The 18,460-nt window shown below is 64.5% G+C and carries 15 protein-coding genes, 2 pseudogenes and 3 riboswitches; of the genes and pseudogenes, 8 read left to right on the plus strand and 9 right to left on the minus strand.

What is annotated here, in order from left to right; all coding sequences use genetic code 11:
• The 3 genes from MSM1_RS00195 to MSM1_RS21370 all read right to left on the minus strand — a co-directional run bounded on the left by MSM1_RS00195 (position 1) and on the right by MSM1_RS21370 (position 2,051).
• Complete coding sequence (locus tag MSM1_RS00195) at positions 1 to 684, minus strand: hydrogenase (protein ID WP_213439670.1); 684 nt, start codon at positions 682 to 684, stop codon at positions 1 to 3.
• Positions 681 to 1,640, minus strand: a complete 960-nt coding sequence (locus tag MSM1_RS00200; protein WP_213439671.1) for a respiratory chain complex I subunit 1 family protein — start codon at positions 1,638 to 1,640, stop codon at positions 681 to 683. Before MSM1_RS00200 ends, MSM1_RS00195 begins: the two co-directional genes overlap by 4 nt.
• 72 nt (positions 1,641 to 1,712) lie before the next feature.
• A riboswitch (Fluoride riboswitch) is annotated at positions 1,713 to 1,786 on the minus strand.
• Between the two features lie 22 nt (positions 1,787 to 1,808).
• A complete protein-coding gene (locus tag MSM1_RS21370) occupies positions 1,809 to 2,051 on the minus strand; it encodes a hypothetical protein (RefSeq protein WP_236054692.1) in 243 nt (80 codons plus the stop codon).
• Between the two features lie 73 nt (positions 2,052 to 2,124).
• A riboswitch (Fluoride riboswitch) is annotated at positions 2,125 to 2,185 on the plus strand.
• 362 nt (positions 2,186 to 2,547) lie between these two features.
• Between MSM1_RS21370 and MSM1_RS00210 the strand changes: the two genes are divergently transcribed.
• The 6 genes from MSM1_RS00210 (at position 2,548) to MSM1_RS00235 (ending at position 7,305) form a co-directional block, all read left to right on the plus strand.
• Entirely contained in the window at positions 2,548 to 2,847 is a 300-nt protein-coding gene (locus tag MSM1_RS00210; RefSeq protein ID WP_213439672.1) for a PE family protein, read from the plus strand.
• A 20-nt stretch (positions 2,848 to 2,867) separates the two neighbouring features.
• Entirely contained in the window at positions 2,868 to 4,268 is a 1,401-nt protein-coding gene (locus MSM1_RS00215) for a PPE family protein (protein WP_213439673.1), read from the plus strand.
• Positions 4,269 to 4,687: 419 nt separating this feature from the next.
• A complete protein-coding gene (gene eno / locus MSM1_RS00220; protein WP_213439674.1) occupies positions 4,688 to 5,959 on the plus strand; it encodes a phosphopyruvate hydratase in 1,272 nt (423 codons plus the stop codon).
• Between the two features lie 248 nt (positions 5,960 to 6,207).
• A complete protein-coding gene (locus MSM1_RS00225) occupies positions 6,208 to 6,540 on the plus strand; it encodes a hypothetical protein (protein ID WP_213439675.1) in 333 nt (110 codons plus the stop codon).
• Positions 6,494 to 6,940: a hypothetical protein gene (locus MSM1_RS00230; RefSeq protein WP_213439676.1), complete on the plus strand. Its 447-nt coding sequence runs from the start codon at positions 6,494 to 6,496 to the stop codon at positions 6,938 to 6,940. The genes MSM1_RS00225 and MSM1_RS00230 overlap by 47 nt, the downstream gene beginning before the upstream one ends.
• 11 nt (positions 6,941 to 6,951) lie before the next feature.
• Complete coding sequence (locus MSM1_RS00235; RefSeq protein ID WP_213439677.1) at positions 6,952 to 7,305, plus strand: hypothetical protein; 354 nt, start codon at positions 6,952 to 6,954, stop codon at positions 7,303 to 7,305.
• A gap of 34 nt (positions 7,306 to 7,339) precedes the next feature.
• Here MSM1_RS00235 and MSM1_RS00240 read toward each other — a convergent pair.
• Positions 7,340 to 9,429 (minus strand): annotated as a pseudogene (locus MSM1_RS00240) (APC family permease); the annotation flags it as partial.
• 47 nt (positions 9,430 to 9,476) lie between these two features.
• Entirely contained in the window at positions 9,477 to 11,792 is a 2,316-nt protein-coding gene (locus tag MSM1_RS00245) for an APC family permease (RefSeq protein WP_213439678.1), read from the minus strand.
• A 262-nt stretch (positions 11,793 to 12,054) separates the two neighbouring features.
• A riboswitch (Fluoride riboswitch) is annotated at positions 12,055 to 12,114 on the minus strand.
• Positions 12,115 to 12,451: 337 nt separating this feature from the next.
• On the opposite strand from MSM1_RS00245, the gene MSM1_RS00250 reads away from it, so the two are divergent.
• Positions 12,452 to 13,846 (plus strand): IS1380 family transposase, encoded by a 1,395-nt coding sequence (locus MSM1_RS00250; RefSeq protein ID WP_213439679.1) that lies wholly within the window; start codon positions 12,452 to 12,454, stop codon positions 13,844 to 13,846.
• A gap of 412 nt (positions 13,847 to 14,258) precedes the next feature.
• On the opposite strand, the gene MSM1_RS22820 is transcribed toward MSM1_RS00250, so the two are convergent.
• From MSM1_RS22820 to MSM1_RS00270, 4 genes and pseudogenes are all read right to left on the minus strand, one after another.
• Complete coding sequence (locus MSM1_RS22820; RefSeq protein ID WP_374101676.1) at positions 14,259 to 14,624, minus strand: hypothetical protein; 366 nt, start codon at positions 14,622 to 14,624, stop codon at positions 14,259 to 14,261.
• Between the two features lie 63 nt (positions 14,625 to 14,687).
• Positions 14,688 to 15,595 (minus strand): annotated as a pseudogene (locus MSM1_RS00260) (FAD-dependent oxidoreductase); the annotation flags it as partial.
• 90 nt (positions 15,596 to 15,685) lie between these two features.
• The gene (locus MSM1_RS00265; protein WP_213439682.1) at positions 15,686 to 16,960 is read right to left on the minus strand and encodes an NAD(P)/FAD-dependent oxidoreductase; all 1,275 of its coding nucleotides are present in this window, start codon (positions 16,958 to 16,960) and stop codon (positions 15,686 to 15,688) included.
• A gap of 90 nt (positions 16,961 to 17,050) precedes the next feature.
• Positions 17,051 to 17,335, minus strand: a complete 285-nt coding sequence (locus MSM1_RS00270) for a DUF2892 domain-containing protein (RefSeq protein WP_236054693.1) — start codon at positions 17,333 to 17,335, stop codon at positions 17,051 to 17,053.
• Positions 17,336 to 17,483: 148 nt separating this feature from the next.
• Between MSM1_RS00270 and MSM1_RS00275 the strand changes: the two genes are divergently transcribed.
• The gene (locus MSM1_RS00275) at positions 17,484 to 18,431 is read left to right on the plus strand and encodes an IS5 family transposase (protein ID WP_236054694.1); all 948 of its coding nucleotides are present in this window, start codon (positions 17,484 to 17,486) and stop codon (positions 18,429 to 18,431) included.
• Positions 18,432 to 18,460 lie beyond the last annotated feature (29 nt).

The raw sequence follows: 18,460 nt of genomic DNA on the forward strand, positions 1-18,460 counted from the left end.
CTATCCCCTGAGCAGATCGAGAATCTCGGTGGACAATGTCTGTGCGCGCCGATGATGAGTGCGCGCCAGTAACCCGAAAACCACGACAGCGACCAGCAGATCGAACAAGAGCGCCACCTCGAGGATCAGCGGCATCGCCGCGGCGACCACCAAACTGGCCACCGACGCACCGTTTTCCAGCGAAAAGAACCCGATTGCTTGGCTGACCACGTCGCGACGCACGATCATCAGGACGAACGCGACCAGAACCACCGCCACAGCCAGGCTCAGCGCGACGCCGGGAACCACGTGGGAACCGATCCCGAGGACACCGACGGCGAAAAACCCGAACGCGGCGACCCCGATCGAGATCAGCACCGCGTTGGCCACGCCGACCGCCCCGCTGCCGGCGATCTCATCGGGAACTTCCCGCAGCAGCCCCACGATCACCAACGGCACCGCGATGACCTTGAGCACGAACGAAAACACAGCCAGGGCATAAAGCTCCGGCACATGGTGACCGAAACCGACAACCGCGGCCAGGACACTGACAGCCGTGGATTGCGCGGCGTACAGGCGTATCTGTCCGCGGAGCAACGCCTGCCGCAGCATGCCGAATTCCAGCAGCAGCACAATCAGCGCTACCGTGGTAACGGTCCCGCCAAAGACGCTGGGAACGGCTGGCTGATAAGCGAGAACCATCATCCACCACCCAGGTAGAGGGTGAACACTGCCAAGACAGCCAACAGCAACGCAGCCGAAACGAATTCGGTGATTTTGAAGAGACGCAGCTTCGCGTAGCTGTTGTCCAGCACGGCGATGGCGCACCCCAGCGCCATGGCCTTGCCCAAAGTAGCGGGGATGGCCAGCGCGACCGCGATCACCGATCGACTGGACGCCAGTCCCCAGGGTGCGACGAAGACGTTGAGGAAGATCACATACAGCACAAGTTGTTTAGTAGCCGAACCCCAGTGCAGCAAGGCCAGATCCGGACCGGAGTACTCGAAGCCGCGCCCGGATTCGATCATTCCTAATTCGCTCGTCCCGGTGTGTGTTTCGATAGGAATGCGCGCGGTCTCATACACAATCACCATAAGCAGCGCAGCCGACACCAGTAGGTGTGCCGGACGAACGATCTGCTTGGGGCCGCTGCGCACCGTCTCCCCAAGGGCGTAGGGCAGGTCGGTCGCGGTGATCAGCGCCACCGTGAAGAAGACCAGCAGCATGACCGGTTCGGTGATTGCGGCGAATGTTTTGGCACGGCTGGACGCTAATTGGGCATAGGCATCGCCGGTTTCGGCCGCGGCTGCAGCACCCAGGAAGCTGGCGAAAGCCAGGATCAGCCCGCCGCCGAGGATGTCTCCCATGTACCCCAACGGCAACGGGTAACTGGTGAGCACGGGGATCAGCATCGGCACGGTGAGATAACACGCGAAAGACACCGCCGGCGCCAGCCGGAATAGCGGGCTGGCACCGGGCGGGGCCAGCGACTCCTTCCGGAAGAGTTTGGCCAAATCGAAGTAGGGCTGCGCAATCCGCGGACCGCGCCGGCCCTGCAAACGCGCTTCCAGCCACGCGATGAGACCGCTGACGCCCGGTGCTCCCCCGGCAACCGTGAGCACCTGCAGCGCCTGGATGATCGGCAGCGGCAATTCCGTCATCGTTCGGCCGGGCACGGGCGCCGCGCCGCGGCGTCGACGACGCGCGACAAAAACGGCAACACAGCGACTCCTTCGTTCGCAGGTGCCATCAGCCGTACGGCGTTTCGGAAGCGACGCTCCAGGCGGACCCCATCGCCGCTTCAAGTAAACCAACGGCAGCTCGGTCGGTCAAGCCGAACAAGGGCTATGTGCATTCGTTCCGGTACCGAGTCGATGGAAGCCCAATTCCGGTAGATTGACCACCACCATGTTGTTGTCGATCGGATCACCGTATTTACTCACGCCATCCATCACCGTGCAATATCCATCGCCGTATGGCATGGACTGGTTGGACATGCGTTCTTTCCTGGCTCGATTGCATTGCCAGGGACCGTTGGCAACATCCGCGGTTTCGGCGGGCCCCACCACCATCTCCCATCATGCCGGGTCGGCGCTCGCCATGGCAACTGCCTTAGTTTGCGCACTCAGTAACGGTCCGTTAAGATCCCCTGACGGCGATGAAGCTCGCCACAACCGCCACCCCGGCTGATAGCTTCTACCTGTGAGTGAATCGGGTAGAAGGGAGTACTTCAGGATAGACGGCAGGTGGTGAGTAGTCGTGGCGCACTGTGCTTCCGAGTGCTGTTATTGCGGTTCGGTTCGTTGTGCCAGCAGTACTGAATGGCGTTCGTGACGTCCAGCGACGCCAAACTACTGGTGTGATCGTTGTTTCGGCTGCCCGACGCCGGCTTCAGTCGCGTGCTGCGTTGTCTGGAGATGCAATACGCAACCAATATTCCTGCCGTGCTTCGTAAGTCGATGGTTGTGTTCGCACTATCGAGCCGTGTAACCGATGCGCCCGGCCAGGTGGACCCAGGCCGGCGGAGCACCGTAGTTGCGGCAACACAGCTACAAAGGAGCGGAATCGATGCCGTTTGTGACCACACAGCCCGAAATGCCAGCAGCAGCGACAGGTAACTTGCAGGCCATTGGCTCTGCAATGGCCGCCCACAATGCGGCTGCAGCCGCCCCGACGACCGGGGTGATTCCTGCCGCCGCCGACGAGGTGTCGGCATTGACTGCGGCGCAGTTCGCTACGCGCGCGCAGATGTACCAGGCCGTCAGCGTGCGGGCTGCAGCGATCCATGAGATGTTTGTGACCACGCTGGGAACCAGCGCCGGATCGTACGCGGTGACCGAAGCCACTAACGCGATCGCGGCCGGCTGAGCAACGGGACTCCGACAGAAGTGGATTTCGCGCTGCTACCGCCGGAGATCAACTCCGGCAGGATGTATACCGGCCCAGGGTCGGGTCCGATGCTGGTGGCCGCGGCGGCGTGGGACACGCTGGCCGCCGAGCTTCATTCCGTGGCCGCCGCCTACGAGTCGGAGATCACCGGGCTGATCAGTGGGCCGTGGCTGGGGCCAGCCGCGGCGTCGATGGCGGCCGCCGTCGCGCCCTACGTGGCGTGGCTGCGCACCACCGCAGTGCAGGCCGAGCAGACGGCCACCCAGGCCAGGGCGGCTGCGGCGGCCTACGAGTCGGCGTTCGCGATGACGGTTCCCCCGCCGGTGATCGCGGCCAACCGGTCTTTGCTGATATCGCTAATCGCGACGAACTTCCTGGGGCAAAACACCCCGGCGATCGCGGCCACCGAGGCCGACTACGCCGAGATGTGGGCCCAGGATGCCGCGGCGATGTACGCCTACGCGGGTGCGTCGGCGGCGGCCTCGACGCTGACGCCGTTCACCCCGCCGGCGCCGACCACCAACCCGGCCGGGCTGGCCGACCAGGCCGCCGCGACCGCGCATGCCGTCAGCACACCGGCCGGCACGGCCGCGCAAACGATCACCTCGAGCGGGTCGCAGCTGATGGCGGCGGTGCCCACGGCGCTGCAGGGGCTCGCATCATTTGCGTCGTCGACGGACCCGCCGGGGCTGACGACATTCGCGACGCTGGTGACGGAAGTGGCGATCGTCGTGGCCGGTGCCGACACAGTCGCCGCGTCTTTTGCTGCGCCCGCTTCGACGTTTAGCGGGTCGGCATCGTCGACGTCGGCAGCAATGACGTATCGAGGCATGTTGATCAACGCCGACCGCGATTTTGCTCAAGGCCGGGGGCCGTTTACCGGCAATGGGCCGGGTGGGCAGATGCTGCCCCAATGGATCCTCGGCGGCCCGGCTGCTTTCGGTGAGCCATCGACCCCGGCCGCGCCTTCGGTGGCGGCCGGCCTGGGGCAGGGGACTTCGCTCGGCGGCTTGTCCGTGCCCCGGGGCTGGGTCATGGCCGCGCCAGCGATACGCAGCGCCGCGTTGGCGTTGCCGTTCACCGGCGTCAGCGCCGCCCCGGCGACGGCTGCGGAGATCGCCCCGGCGATGACGGCGGGTATCCCGGGAAGCATGGTCAGCAGCACGGCCCTGGCGGGTATGGCCGGAGGTGCCATCGGCAACACCGTCAGCCCGGGTCGCCGGGAGCGTGTCGAGGCGAGCCCGCCGCAGACCCGTGTGGGGCCACCGCAGCGGCCCGCGGGCGAGGCCGTGCCGGGAATCTCCACCGAGTTGCGCGCGCTCGCCCTCGTCGTATTGCGCGACTCCGGGGTTTTAACGGAAGAGGAATTCACCGAAAAACAGCGCCTCGTCGGTCGCTAACCACGGTTTTCCGATGGGTCGAAGTGCGGTCGGCTAGCTACCCCCGGATGAGCGTCCCGATGGCAGGCTTTAGCCGCGTCCTTATTCTCGATTCCCGGCGCGCAAACGGCACCCGATACTGGACCACCAAACGCGCGTCCCCGTTACAGACCTCGCCCCCTGTTGCTTCTTTCCCATTCCGTCGCATGAGTTTCCAATGGCGTGGCCGACAATGGCATCTGCACCGAAGACGTTGTGTCGGCAGTGAAACGCCGGTCGTCGTGCTGAACATCCTGGTAACATCCAGCGCAGATGGTGGTGGGGCTCGCCACAACCGCATGTCCATCGTGGACGGCCAACGGCCCCTGCGGAGCGAGATCAATGGTCGACCTGGCCGCCTGACGGCTGCGCCTGGTCAATCTTGACGCGGAGGGAATCAGGTGACCGTGAAGTTTTCGTCGATATCCGCGATCGAAATCCTCGACTCGCGTGGCCGACCCACTCTGTCGGTGTGCGCGACGCTGTCGGACGGTAGGCGGGTGCACTCCGGCGTACCGTCGGGGGCGTCGACCGGCAGCCGGGAGGCGGTCGAACTACGCGACCACGACGAGCGCTACGGGGGCTTTGGTGTGCAGAAGGCTGCCGCAGGCATCAACGGTCCGATCGCGGATGCGCTGACAAGTCGGTCGTTCACCACGCTGGATGAGGTTGATCAGACCTTGCGTGAGCTGGACGGCACGCCCGACAAGTCGCGGTTGGGCGCCAATGCGATCGTCGGAGTCTCGATGGCCGCTGCGCGGGCATTCGCGCTGGAGTCCGGACAACCGTTGTGGCAGTGGCTGGCTCCCGCCGGGGTGGTTCCGCGGCTCCCGGTTCCGCACTTCAACGTCATCAACGGCGGAGCACACGCGACCAATAGTCTGGACTTTCAGGAATTCATGATCGCCCCCCTTGGAGCGCCGTCACTACCGGAAGCGATCCGCGCGGGCGCTGAGGTGTATCGACGCCTGCGATCGACATTGGTCGACCGCAACCTTGCAACGGGACTGGGTGACGAGGGTGGTTTCGCGCCCGAGGTCGACGGCGCAGAAGAGGCTTTGGCGCTGCTTACCCAGGCCATTTCCGACGCTGGTTACACCCCCGGACCCGACGGTGTCGCGATCGCACTGGATCCGGCCGCCAGTGAGTTCCACCACGACGGCCACTACCGATTAGGCTGGAAATCGTTATCAAGCGATGAACTTATCGATCTCTACACCGACCTCGTTGAGAGGTTTCCGGTGTGGAGCATCGAAGATGGCATGGGCGAGCATGACACGGCAGGCTGGCATAAGTTGACTGAGGCGTTGGGTGATCGGGTGCAGCTGGTTGGCGACGACAATTTGGTCACCAACCCCGAATTGATCGCGTCCGCCGTGCGCCACGGCATCGGCAACGCCGCCCTTATCAAAGTCAACCAGATCGGCACGGTGACGGAAGCCCTTGAGGCGCTTAAAATCTGTCGGGATGCAGGATATGGCTCAATGATTTCACATCGTTCGGGGGAAACCTGTGATTCTTTCATCGCGGACCTGGCGGTGGGGTCGGGGTGCGGTCAGATCAAATCCGGCGCGCCGGCCCGCGGCGAGCGGGTGGCTAAATACAATCGTCTTCTCGAAATAGCAGCTGCAGCATCGGATTTAAGCTTCGGTTTGCCTGCTGCGCATCATTGATCCGTGGCCAGTAGATCCACACCCCCAGGCAGGGCCTACGACCTTAAAAAACGATCCTAGGGTAAGAGTCACAAAGAAGCGATGCTGCCTGAAACGACGTTTCGCCGATACCGTCTACACCATCAACTCGTCCGCGACGCTACCGCAACGGCGGCAGGTCCGGAAGGACAGTCGGAGACGACTTTCATCTCCTGCGGGGCCAGCTGAACCCCACCTACCTCGTGGTGCTCCTGGTCGCCGTCTCAATCGTGCCGATCCTGATCTATCTGGCCGGGCGTGCAGCGGCACCCAGCCGCCGGGCCCCAGTGTGGGTTGGCGGCATCGTCGCGTTCAAACCTCGGATGCAATACTCGGCCATGACATTTGCCGCGCCCGTCCGGGTGACCTTCGCCCGCCTCTATCAGCCGACCGTCACCTCGGAGCGCGCATCCAACGACCCCGCCGGGCGGTCGGGGCCGGTGCATTACGAAACCGAGGCCACACCGCTGTTCCAGCGCTATCTGTATGGCCCGCTCGTCGCGTTCGTGCGGTACTGTGCGTGCCTGGCGGCGCGAATCCAATCCGGCAACGTCAACTTGTAAACCGGGTGCCCGGCTGCGGGCATTCGCGTTCCTGGACGTGCTGGTATTCCTGCTCAACGCGGTACTGTTCACCCTGGTGGGCATGCAGCTTGTGCGGGTGGCAGGCCAGGCGCTCGACATGCCCATTTGGCAGGTGGTGGCCGTAATGACGGCAGTGACCACGGTGGTGGAGTCGCGAATGGTGTGGACGCTGCTTGGACCGGTCGCCGCAAAGCTGCGAGGCCACACAGAGCGATCCGTGGCGTGGCGGGAAGGAATAGTTCTCGGCTGGACCGGGGCGCGTGGCGGCGTGTCACTGGCCGCAGCGATGGCCGTGCCGCTGCAGCGTGCTGACGGCTCACCGTTCCCCGACCGCGACCTGATTATTGTGGTTGCGGAAGCAGTTATTTTCGTCACCTGATGGTGCAGGGCATGACCCTGCTACGGCTGCTGCGCAGGCTCGGGATCGTACGTAAGGACACTCGCGAGCAGGAGCGGCTGGCCCGCCTGGACGCCGTCCGCGCCGCGCTGGCCAGGCTGGACCGACGTACCACCGCGGACACCGCTGATGCTGGGATCGAGGAGTTGCGCGCACGCTATACCTCCAGGGCGCGGCGCCTGGAGGCCGGTGACGAGGATCGGTCAAGCGAGGCCCTAGGCAGAGTCCACGAGCCACGGTACCTCGCGCTGCGGCTGGAGCTGCTGGACGCAGAGCGCTCGGCGGCAGGCTCGAGCTGCCTTGCACATTGGTCGGTCAGGGGCTCGAGCCTCCTCCTCATACGGTGAGAGAGACCATAAGGCTGCCGCAATGCCGCTTGCGAAGTCGTCCTTCCATGGTGACCGGTTGCCGGATAACCCAGTTGCCGGATAATAAGGCCCTCAATACGATAACGGCGGGGCACTCGGCTAGTAAGCCGTGTATTCCTCGCCGCGCGAGATCGGGGGCCGTCCCTTGCCGAGTTCTTGCGCGAGCGGTTGCTCGAAGCGGTCGGGGTTCGCCCGGGCGATCCGGGACCCGATGTCGTAGGGCACGATTATCGCGGTCGCGCCCGGGATGCGGCTGACGGCCCGCGCCATCTTGTCCGCGGTCGCGTCGTGAAGCAGCCGGCCCACCAGCGGCGCATATTCCCGGCGCGGCAACAGGACTGTGACCTTGGTGTCGGGCTGTTCATTTTGCGCTTGCAAAACCAGTTCTTGCGCGGCCCGGCTAAGGTTTCGATCCGGGCAGTCGATCACCCACAGGGGAGTGTCGCCATCGAAGTGCTCCCAACTCTCGCGCAACTGCGCGGCATGAGCCGCATCCACCACGAAGTGCACCGCGGTCAGCTCGTCGGCGCGCAATTCCTTTCCGTAGCGCAGTGCCGCTATCTCCGCGAGGTCAATCGAATCCACGAAGAGAAACACCCGATGCCGCGCATAGTTGAACAACTCGGGGCGCTCGTGTTCGGTGCGCGACATCTCCAAAACGGCGGCCTCGGCGCGGTATTGCCGGTTGATCCGCATCAACGCCAGGACCAGCAGGGGGAACACCACGACGATAAGCCAGGCCCCCTCGGTGAACTTGACCACCACAAAGATCCCCACCACCGTCGTCGAGATGATCCCGGCAGACAGGTTGGTCACCAGCTTGTGTCGCCACCCCGGCTGCCGGTGTGTGAAATGGTGTTTGGCCATGCCGCAGCCGGCCATAGCGAATGCGGTGAACACACCGATCGCATACAGCGGCACCAGTTCGTGGACCTTGCCACCGGTCACCAGCAGTAGTATCAGTGCCACAGCGGTCAGCGTGATGATGCCGTTGGAAAACCGCAGGCGATGTCCACGCTTGGTCAGCGGCCGCGGCAGAAAGCGGTCCTCGGCAACGAAGCTCGCCATTGGCGGAAAGCCGCTAAAGCTGGTGTTTGCACCCGTGAACAGGATCGCCGCGCTCGCCGCCTGCACGAGCAAGTACAGCGCGCTCCCGACTGCCCCGTTGCCGAGGACCGCACGGGCAACCTCGGACAGCATCGACGGATATCCGGCGACATACGGTGTGGCGTGGGTGGCGCGCACCAGGTACACCACCCCAACCAGCAAGAATGCGAGGATGCAAGCCATTGCGGTGAGGATTCGCCGTGCATTGATGCCCTGCGGCTCGCGAATGTAATTGACCGCGTTGGAAATCGCCTCGACTCCGGTCAGCGACGTGCCGCCGTTGGCGAAAGCGCGCAGCAAAACCAGAATCGTCGCGCCCATCACCAGCCCGTTGCCCTGATGGACCGGCACCGAGCCGACGATGTGCGCCGGATCGTATTTCGGCAAACCCCAGACGACTTCGCGGAACACTCCGACAGCGATCATCAACGTGAGCATGATGACAAAGGAGTAGGTCGACACGGCGAACATCCGGCCAGCCTGCCGCATTCCGCGCAGGTTGGCGTAACAAATCAGCAGCACCGCAGCCACGGCGATTTCCAAGTGGTAGGGACGCAGCTGCGGTATCGCCGACACCACCGCCACTGCCCCAGCCGCGCACTGCACCGCCACCGTGACCACGTAGTCGATCAGCAGCGCCGCGGCGGCGATCTGCGCCACCCGGGGACCGAAGTTCTCCCGCGCAACCACATAAGAGCCACCGGCACGGGTGTAGGCCATGACAACGTGCCGGTACGACGTTGCCACCAGCGCCAAAACCAGCAAGATGACACCGGTGATCGGAAGCACCAGCACGAACGCGGCCAGCCCGGCACTCGGCAACAGCGAGATCATCATCTGCTCGGGACCGTACGCGGTCGAGGAGATCGCGTCCGGTGAAAATGCCCCGAGTGCAATGGGATTGGATAATCTCTCCGAGTCCAGGTGCTCACGGGTCAGCGGCTTTCCCAAAAAGACGCGCTTGCACACGTCGGCGATCGACGGCCGAACGGTTATCCGCTCGCCCGATGCTGTGACGGCCGCAGTTGCCGTAGCCGATGTTGTCACAACACCTCACTTTCTCGGTATTCGACGACGTGGTATGCGGGGTGGACCATCGATAGCGCCCGGCCGCGGTGTCGGCGTGCTTTCCCGCTGACCTGCAGCAGTTGACCCGGGCGGATGTCCGCACCCTGCCCGGCAGGGAACATAACCTCGACGTCGCCGCTGTCATCGGCCACCACGACCCGCCGAAACATTCGCCGGCCCTTGCTGATCTCTTCGACCCGGCTGACCCGGCCCTCAATGGTGGCCCACCGCCCAGCGATGAGGCCTCCCACCGCGGTAACCGCCGCAGGCAAGTGGAGATGCTGATAGTCCTCACCCCGCGACACCCACCTGTGCGCGGCACCGACCGCCCGTGCGCTCCATCGCCCGAGGCGGCCGGGGATGGCCTGCGCGATCCGGGAGTCGATGTCGTAGGGCACGATGAGCGCCGTCGCACCTGGGACTTGGCTCACCGCCCGGCCCATCTTGTCCGCGGTGCGATCATGAAGCAGCCGGCCTATCAGCGGTGCGTAGCTGCGGCGCGGCAACACCACCGTCACCTTGGTGTTTGGATGCTCGTTTCGCTCCCGCAGGACCAGTTCTTGTGCGGCCCGGCTGAGGTGACGATCCGGGCAGTCGAGCATCCGCAGCGGGATATCGGGATCAAAACGCTCCCAGCGCCGCTGCAACCGCGCGCCATGAGCCGCGTCCACCACGAAGTGCACCGCGACCAATTCGTCCGGCTGCAATTCCTTGGCATAGCGCAGCGCCTCTCGCTCGGCGAGGTCGACCGAATCGACGAACACGAACATCCGATGCCGCGCATACTCGGCCGGCTCGTGGCGTCCGTCACGCGACATCTGCAAAACGGCTGCCTCCGCGCGATACTGCCGGTTCAACCGCATCAATATGAACACCAGCACGGGGAAGGCAACGACTACTAGCCAGGCCCCCTCGGTGAACTTGGCCACCGCGAAGATCCCCACCACGAGCGTCGACATTATCCCCGCGGACAGGTTGATCACGAGCTTGTGGCGCCACCCGGGCTGCCGGTGCGTGAGATGGTGTTTGGTCATGCCGTAGCCGGCCATCGCGAATGCGCTGAACACGCCCATGGCGAAAAGCGGTACCAGCGCGTTGACCGAGCCGTGCGTTACCAGCAGCAATGCCACCGCCAGCACAGTCAGCGTGATGATCGCCGTGGAGAACACCAGGCGATGACCGCGTTTCATCAGCGGGCGGGGCAGAAAACGGTCCTCGGCGACGAAATTTGCCAGCGCGGGAAAGCCGTTGAAGCTGGTATTCGCCCCGTTGTACAAGATCGCCGCACTCGACGCTTGCAGGGAAAGGTACAGAATGTTCCCGATCACCCCACCGCCGAAGACCGCGCGACCCACCTCCGAGAGCATCGACGGGTACCCGGCCACATACGGAGTAGCCCGGGTGGCATAAGCCAGCCATGCTACGCCCGCGAGCAAAAGGCCCAGAATCCAGGCCATTACCGTGAGCACGCGTCGAGCGTTGGGGCCTTGTGGGTCGCGAAAGACGTTGACCGTGTTGGAGATTGCCTCGACTCCCGTCAGCGACGAGCCGCCGTTGGCGAACGCCCGCAGTATCACCAAGATGGTGGCACCCATCACCAACCCGTTACCTTGATGGACCGACACCGCTCCGGCAAGATGCGTCGGATCGTATTTCGGCAAGTCCCCGAAGGCCTCACGTATAACCCCGATGACGGTCATCACGGTCAGCATCGCAACGAACCAATACGTCGGCACCGCAAATGTCCGGCCCGCCTCCCGCAATCCGCGTAGGTTGGCATAACAAAAAAGCAGCACCGCCCCAACGGTGATTTCCAGGCTGTAGGGGCCCAGCGGGGGAATCGCCGAGGCAACCGCCACCGTGCCCGCGGCGCACTGGATCGCGACCGTAACCACGTAGTCGATCAACAATGCGGCGGCAGCGATCTGCGCAACCCGGGGTCCGAAATTCTCCCTCGCTACCACATACGAACCGCCGGCCCGCGTGTAGGCCATGACGACCTGCCGGTACGACGCCGCCACCAACGCCAGAATCAGCAAGATCACGCCGGTGATCGGAAGCAACAACGTGAACGCGGCCATGCCGGCGGCGGGCAGCAATTCGATCATGATCTGCTCGGGCCCGTAGGCGGTCGATGAGATCGCGTCCGGTGAAAGCGCGCCCAGAGCAACCGGATTCGATAATCGCTCCGTCTCCAACCGCTCACTGATCAGCGGCTTTCCCAGAAAAATTCGCTTGAAGACGTCCGTGATCGACAACGGGGCGGCAAGCCGGCGTGCCGATGATGTCATGCCCAGCTCCCTCTCTTTTGTCTCGGTTAAAGCTAGTGGGCAACACGAGTTCTCGCGCGGCAGTCCCGTGCGCGTGTGCGCTGAATTAGATGCCCGATGCTCGAGAGCGCATAGGTAGAAAGCTACAACGCGGCATCGTCAAATGGCGTTGGCGATCACACCGTATGCGCAAGTGTGACAACACACGGCCACACAGGATCGGTCAGAAAGATCTACCAGGGGGTGCCCTCACCGCTTGCTTAACCCTCCTATCGCGAGCAATCCTCGGATAGAAGCCATCAGCCGGTGGGCATTCAAGGCGAGCTTCATCGCCTGCGGCGATGTTACCACGCATCAAGTTGACGCGCCACCCGCCTTATTCGGGTCTGTGTGATGCCTGTCACACCCCTTGACAAATGGCCCACGGGCTTCGGCGGGCATGCGGCGAATCTGGCTCCTGGCGTGGCTTCATGCAGTTTCGAGCATGGCTGGCCACCTGAGTGAGAGCCCAATCCATTGCGATCTTGAACATTTCCGCCGCTGCTAGTTTTGGTCAGACCCTGATTGATTTTTCAGCCGGCTATGGATTGAGGGCCGCGTCGTAGCGCGGAAGTGCCCTTCCTGCAAGGGATAATCGTGTTTGTGGAAGGCGACGATGATCCCGGAGAAAGGGCACCCGTGTGGTGAATGCTACCGGTTTGTTGTTCGATGTCGATGATGTGGTGCTGGCGAGTCCGAAACACCCGGTGCCGCACCCGCGGATCAGCGCGGGCGAGGATGATCTGACGCCGGTGGCGGGGGTGGCGTTGTGGGGTCCGCTGCTGGACCGGCTGGGTGTGGTCGGCGAGGCCGATCGGCGGGGGTTGCGTCTGATCGGGCCGGGCGGCTATAGCGGTGGGCAGTGTTATCGGGCGTTGACCGAGACGCTGCTGGCCGGTGGGGACTTCTTGAGTGATCGGGTGGTGCTGGCCGACCCGGCGACCACGGTGCTGCGCGGGACCAACCCGTTGCCGTCGGTGCCCACGTTGTGGCGGTGTGTGGCGGGCGCGGATTTGGGTCAGGTGGCCAAGGCCGGCGCGGTCAACCGGGTGATGCTGCGCCGAGCCTGGGCTGCTGGCGCCGCCCCTGAAGGCGAGCGGCTGACCATCGACCCTGATGCCACCCGGGTGGCGACCTACGGGGCGGGCAAGCAAGGCAGCGCATTCTCGCGCAGCGGGCAGAGCGCGCTCTCCCCGCTGGTGGGCGTGTGCGGCGAGACCGGAGACGTGCTCGCACTGCGCGCCCGCGGCGGCGCAGCCAACGACGGGCCGGCGATGGGCAGCTTCATCGACGAGTGCGTGAGCGCGATCCCGGCCGGTTGCCGCGATACCTACCGGTTGTGGCTGCGGGTCGACTCGGCCGGCTACCAGCAGCAGGTGATCGAGGCCGCCGAACGCCACGGCGCGGACTACTCGGTCACGGTCAAACAGTACAAGCCGGTCGCGGCCGTGATCCACGCGCTGGCCACCGACCCGCACACCGTATGGGCCCCGGCAAAAGGGCAGGACACCGACAAGGGCAGCCAGATCGCCGAGACCACCACCACGGTGCTGGGACGGCGTGTGCGGCTGATCGTGCGCCGCCAACCCAAACAGCCCGGTGAGCAGCTGGCCTTCGATGACCTGGATGGCTGGCGGCTGCACGCGATCATCACCAACGTGCCCGCCGAGCGGATGAGCGCCGCCGAGGTCGCCGCGCATCACCGGCTGCGCGGCGGCATCCCCGAAGACACCATCCGGGCGCTTAAAAACGACTTCGGGATGATCCACGCCCCGGCGCAATCGTTCTTCGGTAACTGGCTGTACTGGCAGGCCGCGCTGGCCCACAACATCGGGTGCTGGTTGCGCGCCCTGGCGTTGCCCCGCGCGGTGCGTCGAGCGCGGGGAAAACGACTACGCCTGGCATTTCTCAACGTCGCCGCACGGCTGGTGCGTCACGGCCGACGCCTGCACCTGCGTTTTGCTGCCGCCTACCCCCACGTGGAGGCGTTCGCCACCGCGCTACCACGCATCCGGGCGCTACCGGCCTTCGGTTGACCGCCGCGAACCGGCCCGTCAACGCACACCTCGCACCCCATCTCCAACCCTCCACCGCCACACCGCGATCGACCTATCCCTAAAACCGGTCACCACAGCCCCGCGGCCGTGCCCACCCCCAATTACGCCATCACCCAACAGCTTCCAACCCCCATCAGCGCATCCCAACAGCGCAGCCACCCACCGCCCCGGCCACCGAAAACAAGATCATCACAGGCCGGCTGAAAAATCAGGGTCAGATCAGCAGCGCGACCCTTGCATGTCCTCTAGGGCCCGCCGGTCGCTGCCCTCAATGACGATGCCGCCTGCCCTGGTGCAGGTAAGTCACGGCTTGTGGCTCTGCTGGCCGGTGCGCTGGCGCACCGCGTCGGTCTGCGGGTGGCCGTGGCCGGATTTAACACCACGTTTACTTTTACACCGCGATTGGGACGCCACCAGCGGCAAGGTCCCGGGCGGTGAGTCCACGTGAGACTGCGAGCCCGATCTGGCCGATGAGGTTTCCCGCGTCGATTCCGACCACCCAGCCGCCCACCAGCCGCAGTGAGCCCGCCTGGAAGAACAGCCGGATCTCACCGTCGGTTTCGCCGAAGATCTGCGCGCGACTGTCCTCGGCAAATGAGTAGGCACCCTCTTCGACGCAGATTCCTCTCGCCGCCGCGGATGCGCGGGTCAAACCGACATAGGCGGCGGGAAGAGTGAAGACGGTTGTGGGGGTCGACAGAAAGTCCACGGCATCGGCATGTCGATCCCCGGCCAGGATGTTGGCCGCGGCGGCCACGGATTGGCGGACCGCGGCGTGGAAGAGGGGAATTCTTCCGTTGACGTCGCCGCAGGCGTAGATGTGGCGCAGATTGGTTTGCAGGGTGGGATCGGCCTGCACTCCGTGGGTGCCGACTGTGACACCGATCTCGCGCAGGCCCGCGGGAATCACCGGGTGGCGGCCGAGCGCCTGAAACGCTTCCTGAGCCAAGCTGTGCTGTTCTGCGGCTCCGTCGAAGAACACCACCCGCACCCCCTGGGAGGTTCGTTCGACCCGCCTCACCTCGGCCCGCAAAATGATGTCGATATTCGGATCCAGCAGCGGAGCCAGCAACGCAACCATATCGGGGTCCATTCCAGGCAGCAGCTGGGCTTCGCGTTCCAACACGGTCACCCGAGTGCCGAAGGCCGAAAAAACGACGCGGTCTCCAAACCCACGTAACCGCCGCCGATGACCAGCATGGAGGCCGGCAGCCTCGACACAGACGGGTGAAGTGCGTAGAGGTCTCTGCTGTTGAGGCAGTGCTCGAGGCCGGGGATCGGTGGAACGGAAATGTCCGAGCCGCTGGCGACGATGATATTGCGCGCGTTGAAGCGGCGAAGCCCCTCACCGGTGTCCACCGCCACCGTGTGGGGATCTTCGATGCGGGCGGTTCCCGTGAGGAGCGCGACATCAGGTGCTGCCCGCAACTCTGCGTCGTGCTGCGCGTAGCGGCGGGTTTGCACCTGGTCCTTGTGGGCGACCACCTCGGAGTAGTCCACGTGGACTTCCCCGTGCAGCCCACTTTTTTCAAAGCGTCGGTGCTGTAGCAGGTGATGGGCGATTTCGCGCACAGCTTTGGAAGGCACGCAGCCCTCGGCCAGACAATTTCCGCTCATCACGCCCTTGGGATCGACCATCACGACCCTGCGCCCTGCCGCCGCCAACTGGAAAGCCGCCGGGTAGCCGCCGCCACCTGCACCGATGGCGAGCACATCGACGTCATCCATTCCAAATCCTCCGTTCTTCGGCACCGGACAAACAGGCCCTTGGGTAGCACCCCGGATCGTCTGGGCTTGCTGATCTGCGTCCGGTCTCTCCTATTCGCCGGGGAAGTGGTCCATCAGCAAATGAGTGGCCGGCACCCCGAACGCCGGGGGCTTCCCTCCGGTGCGAAAGTACATCTCTTTGAACGCCAGCTTCATCGCATAGGGAGCGTGACCCATTTTGAACACCGAGGTCTGGCCGCCGAACCAGGTGTTCGAATAGATATAGAAGCCTTGGTGCGCGCCGATGTCGCCGAAGCAGAGAATCTCGGGCTGGTATTCGGGTCCGGCGTCGCCCGGAGAGAGTGCGCCGACGTCGATGGCGATCTGGCGGGCCACAATCTCTGCTTGCTGGTGTCCCAGGCCTCCCAGTTTGGGCACCGTGAGTGCCGCCGCGTCACCGACGGCGAACAGCTCGCGATGCTCGGAGTTGCGCATCCGGCGGTCGGTGAGCACGAAACCCCGCTCATCGGTGACCGGCAGATCCTTCAAGAACGGGTGGGGCACCCAGTCAGGCAGGATGATTTTGATCTCCGCCTCCAGGCTTGCGCCGTTTCGGAATTCGATGCCCTCGGCGGTAAGACGGGTGATGTCTTCGGTCTTGTTCAGATAGCCGAATCCGCGCTCGGCTGCCATCTTCAAAAAGCCGGTGACGATCTGTTCACCGGCATCCTCGGCGATCATCGCGGCGGGCGTGAACAGCGTGATGCGGTGCGCGTCGCCGAGGTGGTGTGCACCGAGCCAGTGCGCCATCGCCAGCCCAAGCTCCAAAGGCGGGCCCTCACAGGCGGCGAGCCCGACCGGCAGCCAGTCCGGTTTGCCCTGCAGCCCCTGATGGAACCGGGCCGAGCCAATCGCAATCGGACCGCCCCCGTAGGACGCGAGACGACGGCGCAGCTTGTTGCCGTAGTAGCCGCTGGAGACCGTGTCACCGTGCTCCCCGAAGCCTTCGATCTGGTCGTAGGCCAGCCGGTTCCCGAGTGCGATCACCAGGTAGTCGTAGCCGAGCACCTCGGTCGCCGAGCCCGGACGGTCACTCGGGACGACGTGCACGCGCCGGGCATCGGGGTCGATCGCGATCACTTCCGCGTTCAGGAAGATGTTGCCGTCGCGGTCGTGGATCGTCGGGGTGTCCAGCAGCATGGATTCGAGCGGATCGCGATCAGCGAGCACCTCCATCTGGATGTTCGGCACGAACGTCAGGTAGGGGTTGCGGTCGACCACGACGAGCTCGACGGCGTCGCCGCTGTGCTCACGGATGAATCGCGCCGTGGTCAGCCCGGCAAAGCTGCTCCCCAGCACAAGGACACGCGGTTTGGCTTGCGTCATCGCGGTCGTTCCCTTCAATGGTCGATTGCACAATGCTGATGTTTACGGCGCACTTCAAAACGTCAGGACCGCCGGATGTCTCGGCGCGCTCTAGCCGCCGGCGCCGGACGCGCGTTCAGCCGCCGCGGGAATCCCCAGCCGATGCAGCACAACGCTCGACGGGCACCACTTCACGGTCGCGTCGAGCAGCAGATTAGCTCCGACGAAACCGGTCAGGAGCCGCCACCGCGGCGATCGGGTGCGCCCAAGGGTCAAGGTGGTCAGAATCATGCTTCCCGCCATGAGTGACACGACCCGCTCGATCGCCCACCCCTGCGGCCTGGGCATCCCGAACATTCCACGTTGGATCGAAGCTGCGTCTCGGTGGTTGTCCATCACATGATGTTAGAGCCTGTTCACAAACTTGTGTGGCAGTAGTGACTGGTGATAACAGTGTGATAACGATTGGGTGTCGTTCAACGGCACAAGACGGGGCTCGCGATAGCAGGTAGACACCAAATCCCCTGCTGCCGGAGCCCCGTGAATGCCTGTCTACCCCGTCGAGTCCAGGAAAACCAGTTGCGCCGCGGCGGGTTGCCTTTGTCGTGACCGAAAGCCGCAGTATCCATCGGATCTGAGCGATGAGCAGTGGAAGCTTTTGCGCCCGGAGGTCGAGGCGGTGATGGCCGAGTTACGCCGCGGCCCAGGTGGGCGGGCGATGGTCCACGATCTGCGGGCGGTCCTGGATGCGATCGGTTACGTGACCCGCTACGGCATCGAATGGCGGGCTCTGCCAGCAGATTTCCCGCCGTGGCGGGCGGTGTATGCGTTCTTTGAGCGCTGGAGCCAGCGGGGGATGCCGCAGCGGCTGGTCGACGGGTTGCGCGCTCGGCTGCGTGTCGCGTGGGGTCGGGCTCCGCTGCCCACCGCCGGGGTGATCGACGCGCAGTCGGTCAAGGCCGCCGACACCGTGGGCGCCACCACCCGCGGCTACGACGCCGGCAAGAAGATCAATGGCCGAAAGCGCCACATCGTGGTGGACTCGCTGGGCCTGCTGCTGGTCGTGGTCGTCACCGCGGCCTCGATGCAGGATCGAGACGCCGCGTTTCGGGTGCTGGGCGTGGTGCGGGAACGCTTCTCCATGATCTCGCTGGTATGGGCCGACGGCGGCTATGCCGGGCGTTTGGTCGATTGGGCGAAATCCGTTCTGGCACTGACCGTCCAAGTCGTCAAGCGCAGCGACGACATGGTTGGCTTCACGGTGCTGCCGCGCCGCTGGGTCGTCGAACGCACCTTTGGCTGGATGCTGCGTTACCGCCGACTCGTCCGCGACTACGAACGCCGCCCAGACCACCACGAAGCCATGGTGCTCTGGGTCAACGTCACGATCATGACCCGCAAACTCCACCAAGCGACCCCAGGGGCGCGACCGAATCCTCGATGGGGACGCCCTCGCACCGGCCCGCCCGCGCCCATCGAGCAGGCAGCCTAAACGTTTGTGAACAGGCTCTTAGCCATTTT

Source organism: Mycobacterium sp. SM1 (genome assembly GCF_018361265.1).
In the GTDB taxonomy this organism is placed as follows: domain Bacteria; phylum Actinomycetota; class Actinomycetes; order Mycobacteriales; family Mycobacteriaceae; genus Mycobacterium.

Coding starts and splice junctions, on each gene's coding strand:
- MSM1_RS00195 (WP_213439670.1), bottom strand. CDS start 684: ATGATGGTTCTCGCTTATCAGCCAGCCGTTCCCAGCGTCTTTGGCGGG.
- MSM1_RS00235 (WP_213439677.1), top strand. CDS start 6,952: ATGACCCTGCTACGGCTGCTGCGCAGGCTCGGGATCGTACGTAAGGAC.
- MSM1_RS00265 (WP_213439682.1), bottom strand. CDS start 16,960: ATGACGCAAGCCAAACCGCGTGTCCTTGTGCTGGGGAGCAGCTTTGCC.
- MSM1_RS00245 (WP_213439678.1), bottom strand. CDS start 11,792: ATGACATCATCGGCACGCCGGCTTGCCGCCCCGTTGTCGATCACGGAC.
- MSM1_RS00270 (WP_236054693.1), bottom strand. CDS start 17,335: ATGGACAACCACCGAGACGCAGCTTCGATCCAACGTGGAATGTTCGGG.
- MSM1_RS00210 (WP_213439672.1), top strand. CDS start 2,548: ATGCCGTTTGTGACCACACAGCCCGAAATGCCAGCAGCAGCGACAGGT.
- MSM1_RS00200 (WP_213439671.1), bottom strand. CDS start 1,640: ATGACGGAATTGCCGCTGCCGATCATCCAGGCGCTGCAGGTGCTCACG.
- MSM1_RS00275 (WP_236054694.1), top strand. CDS start 17,484: ATGCCTGTCTACCCCGTCGAGTCCAGGAAAACCAGTTGCGCCGCGGCG.
- MSM1_RS21370 (WP_236054692.1), bottom strand. CDS start 2,051: ATGGTGGTGGGGCCCGCCGAAACCGCGGATGTTGCCAACGGTCCCTGG.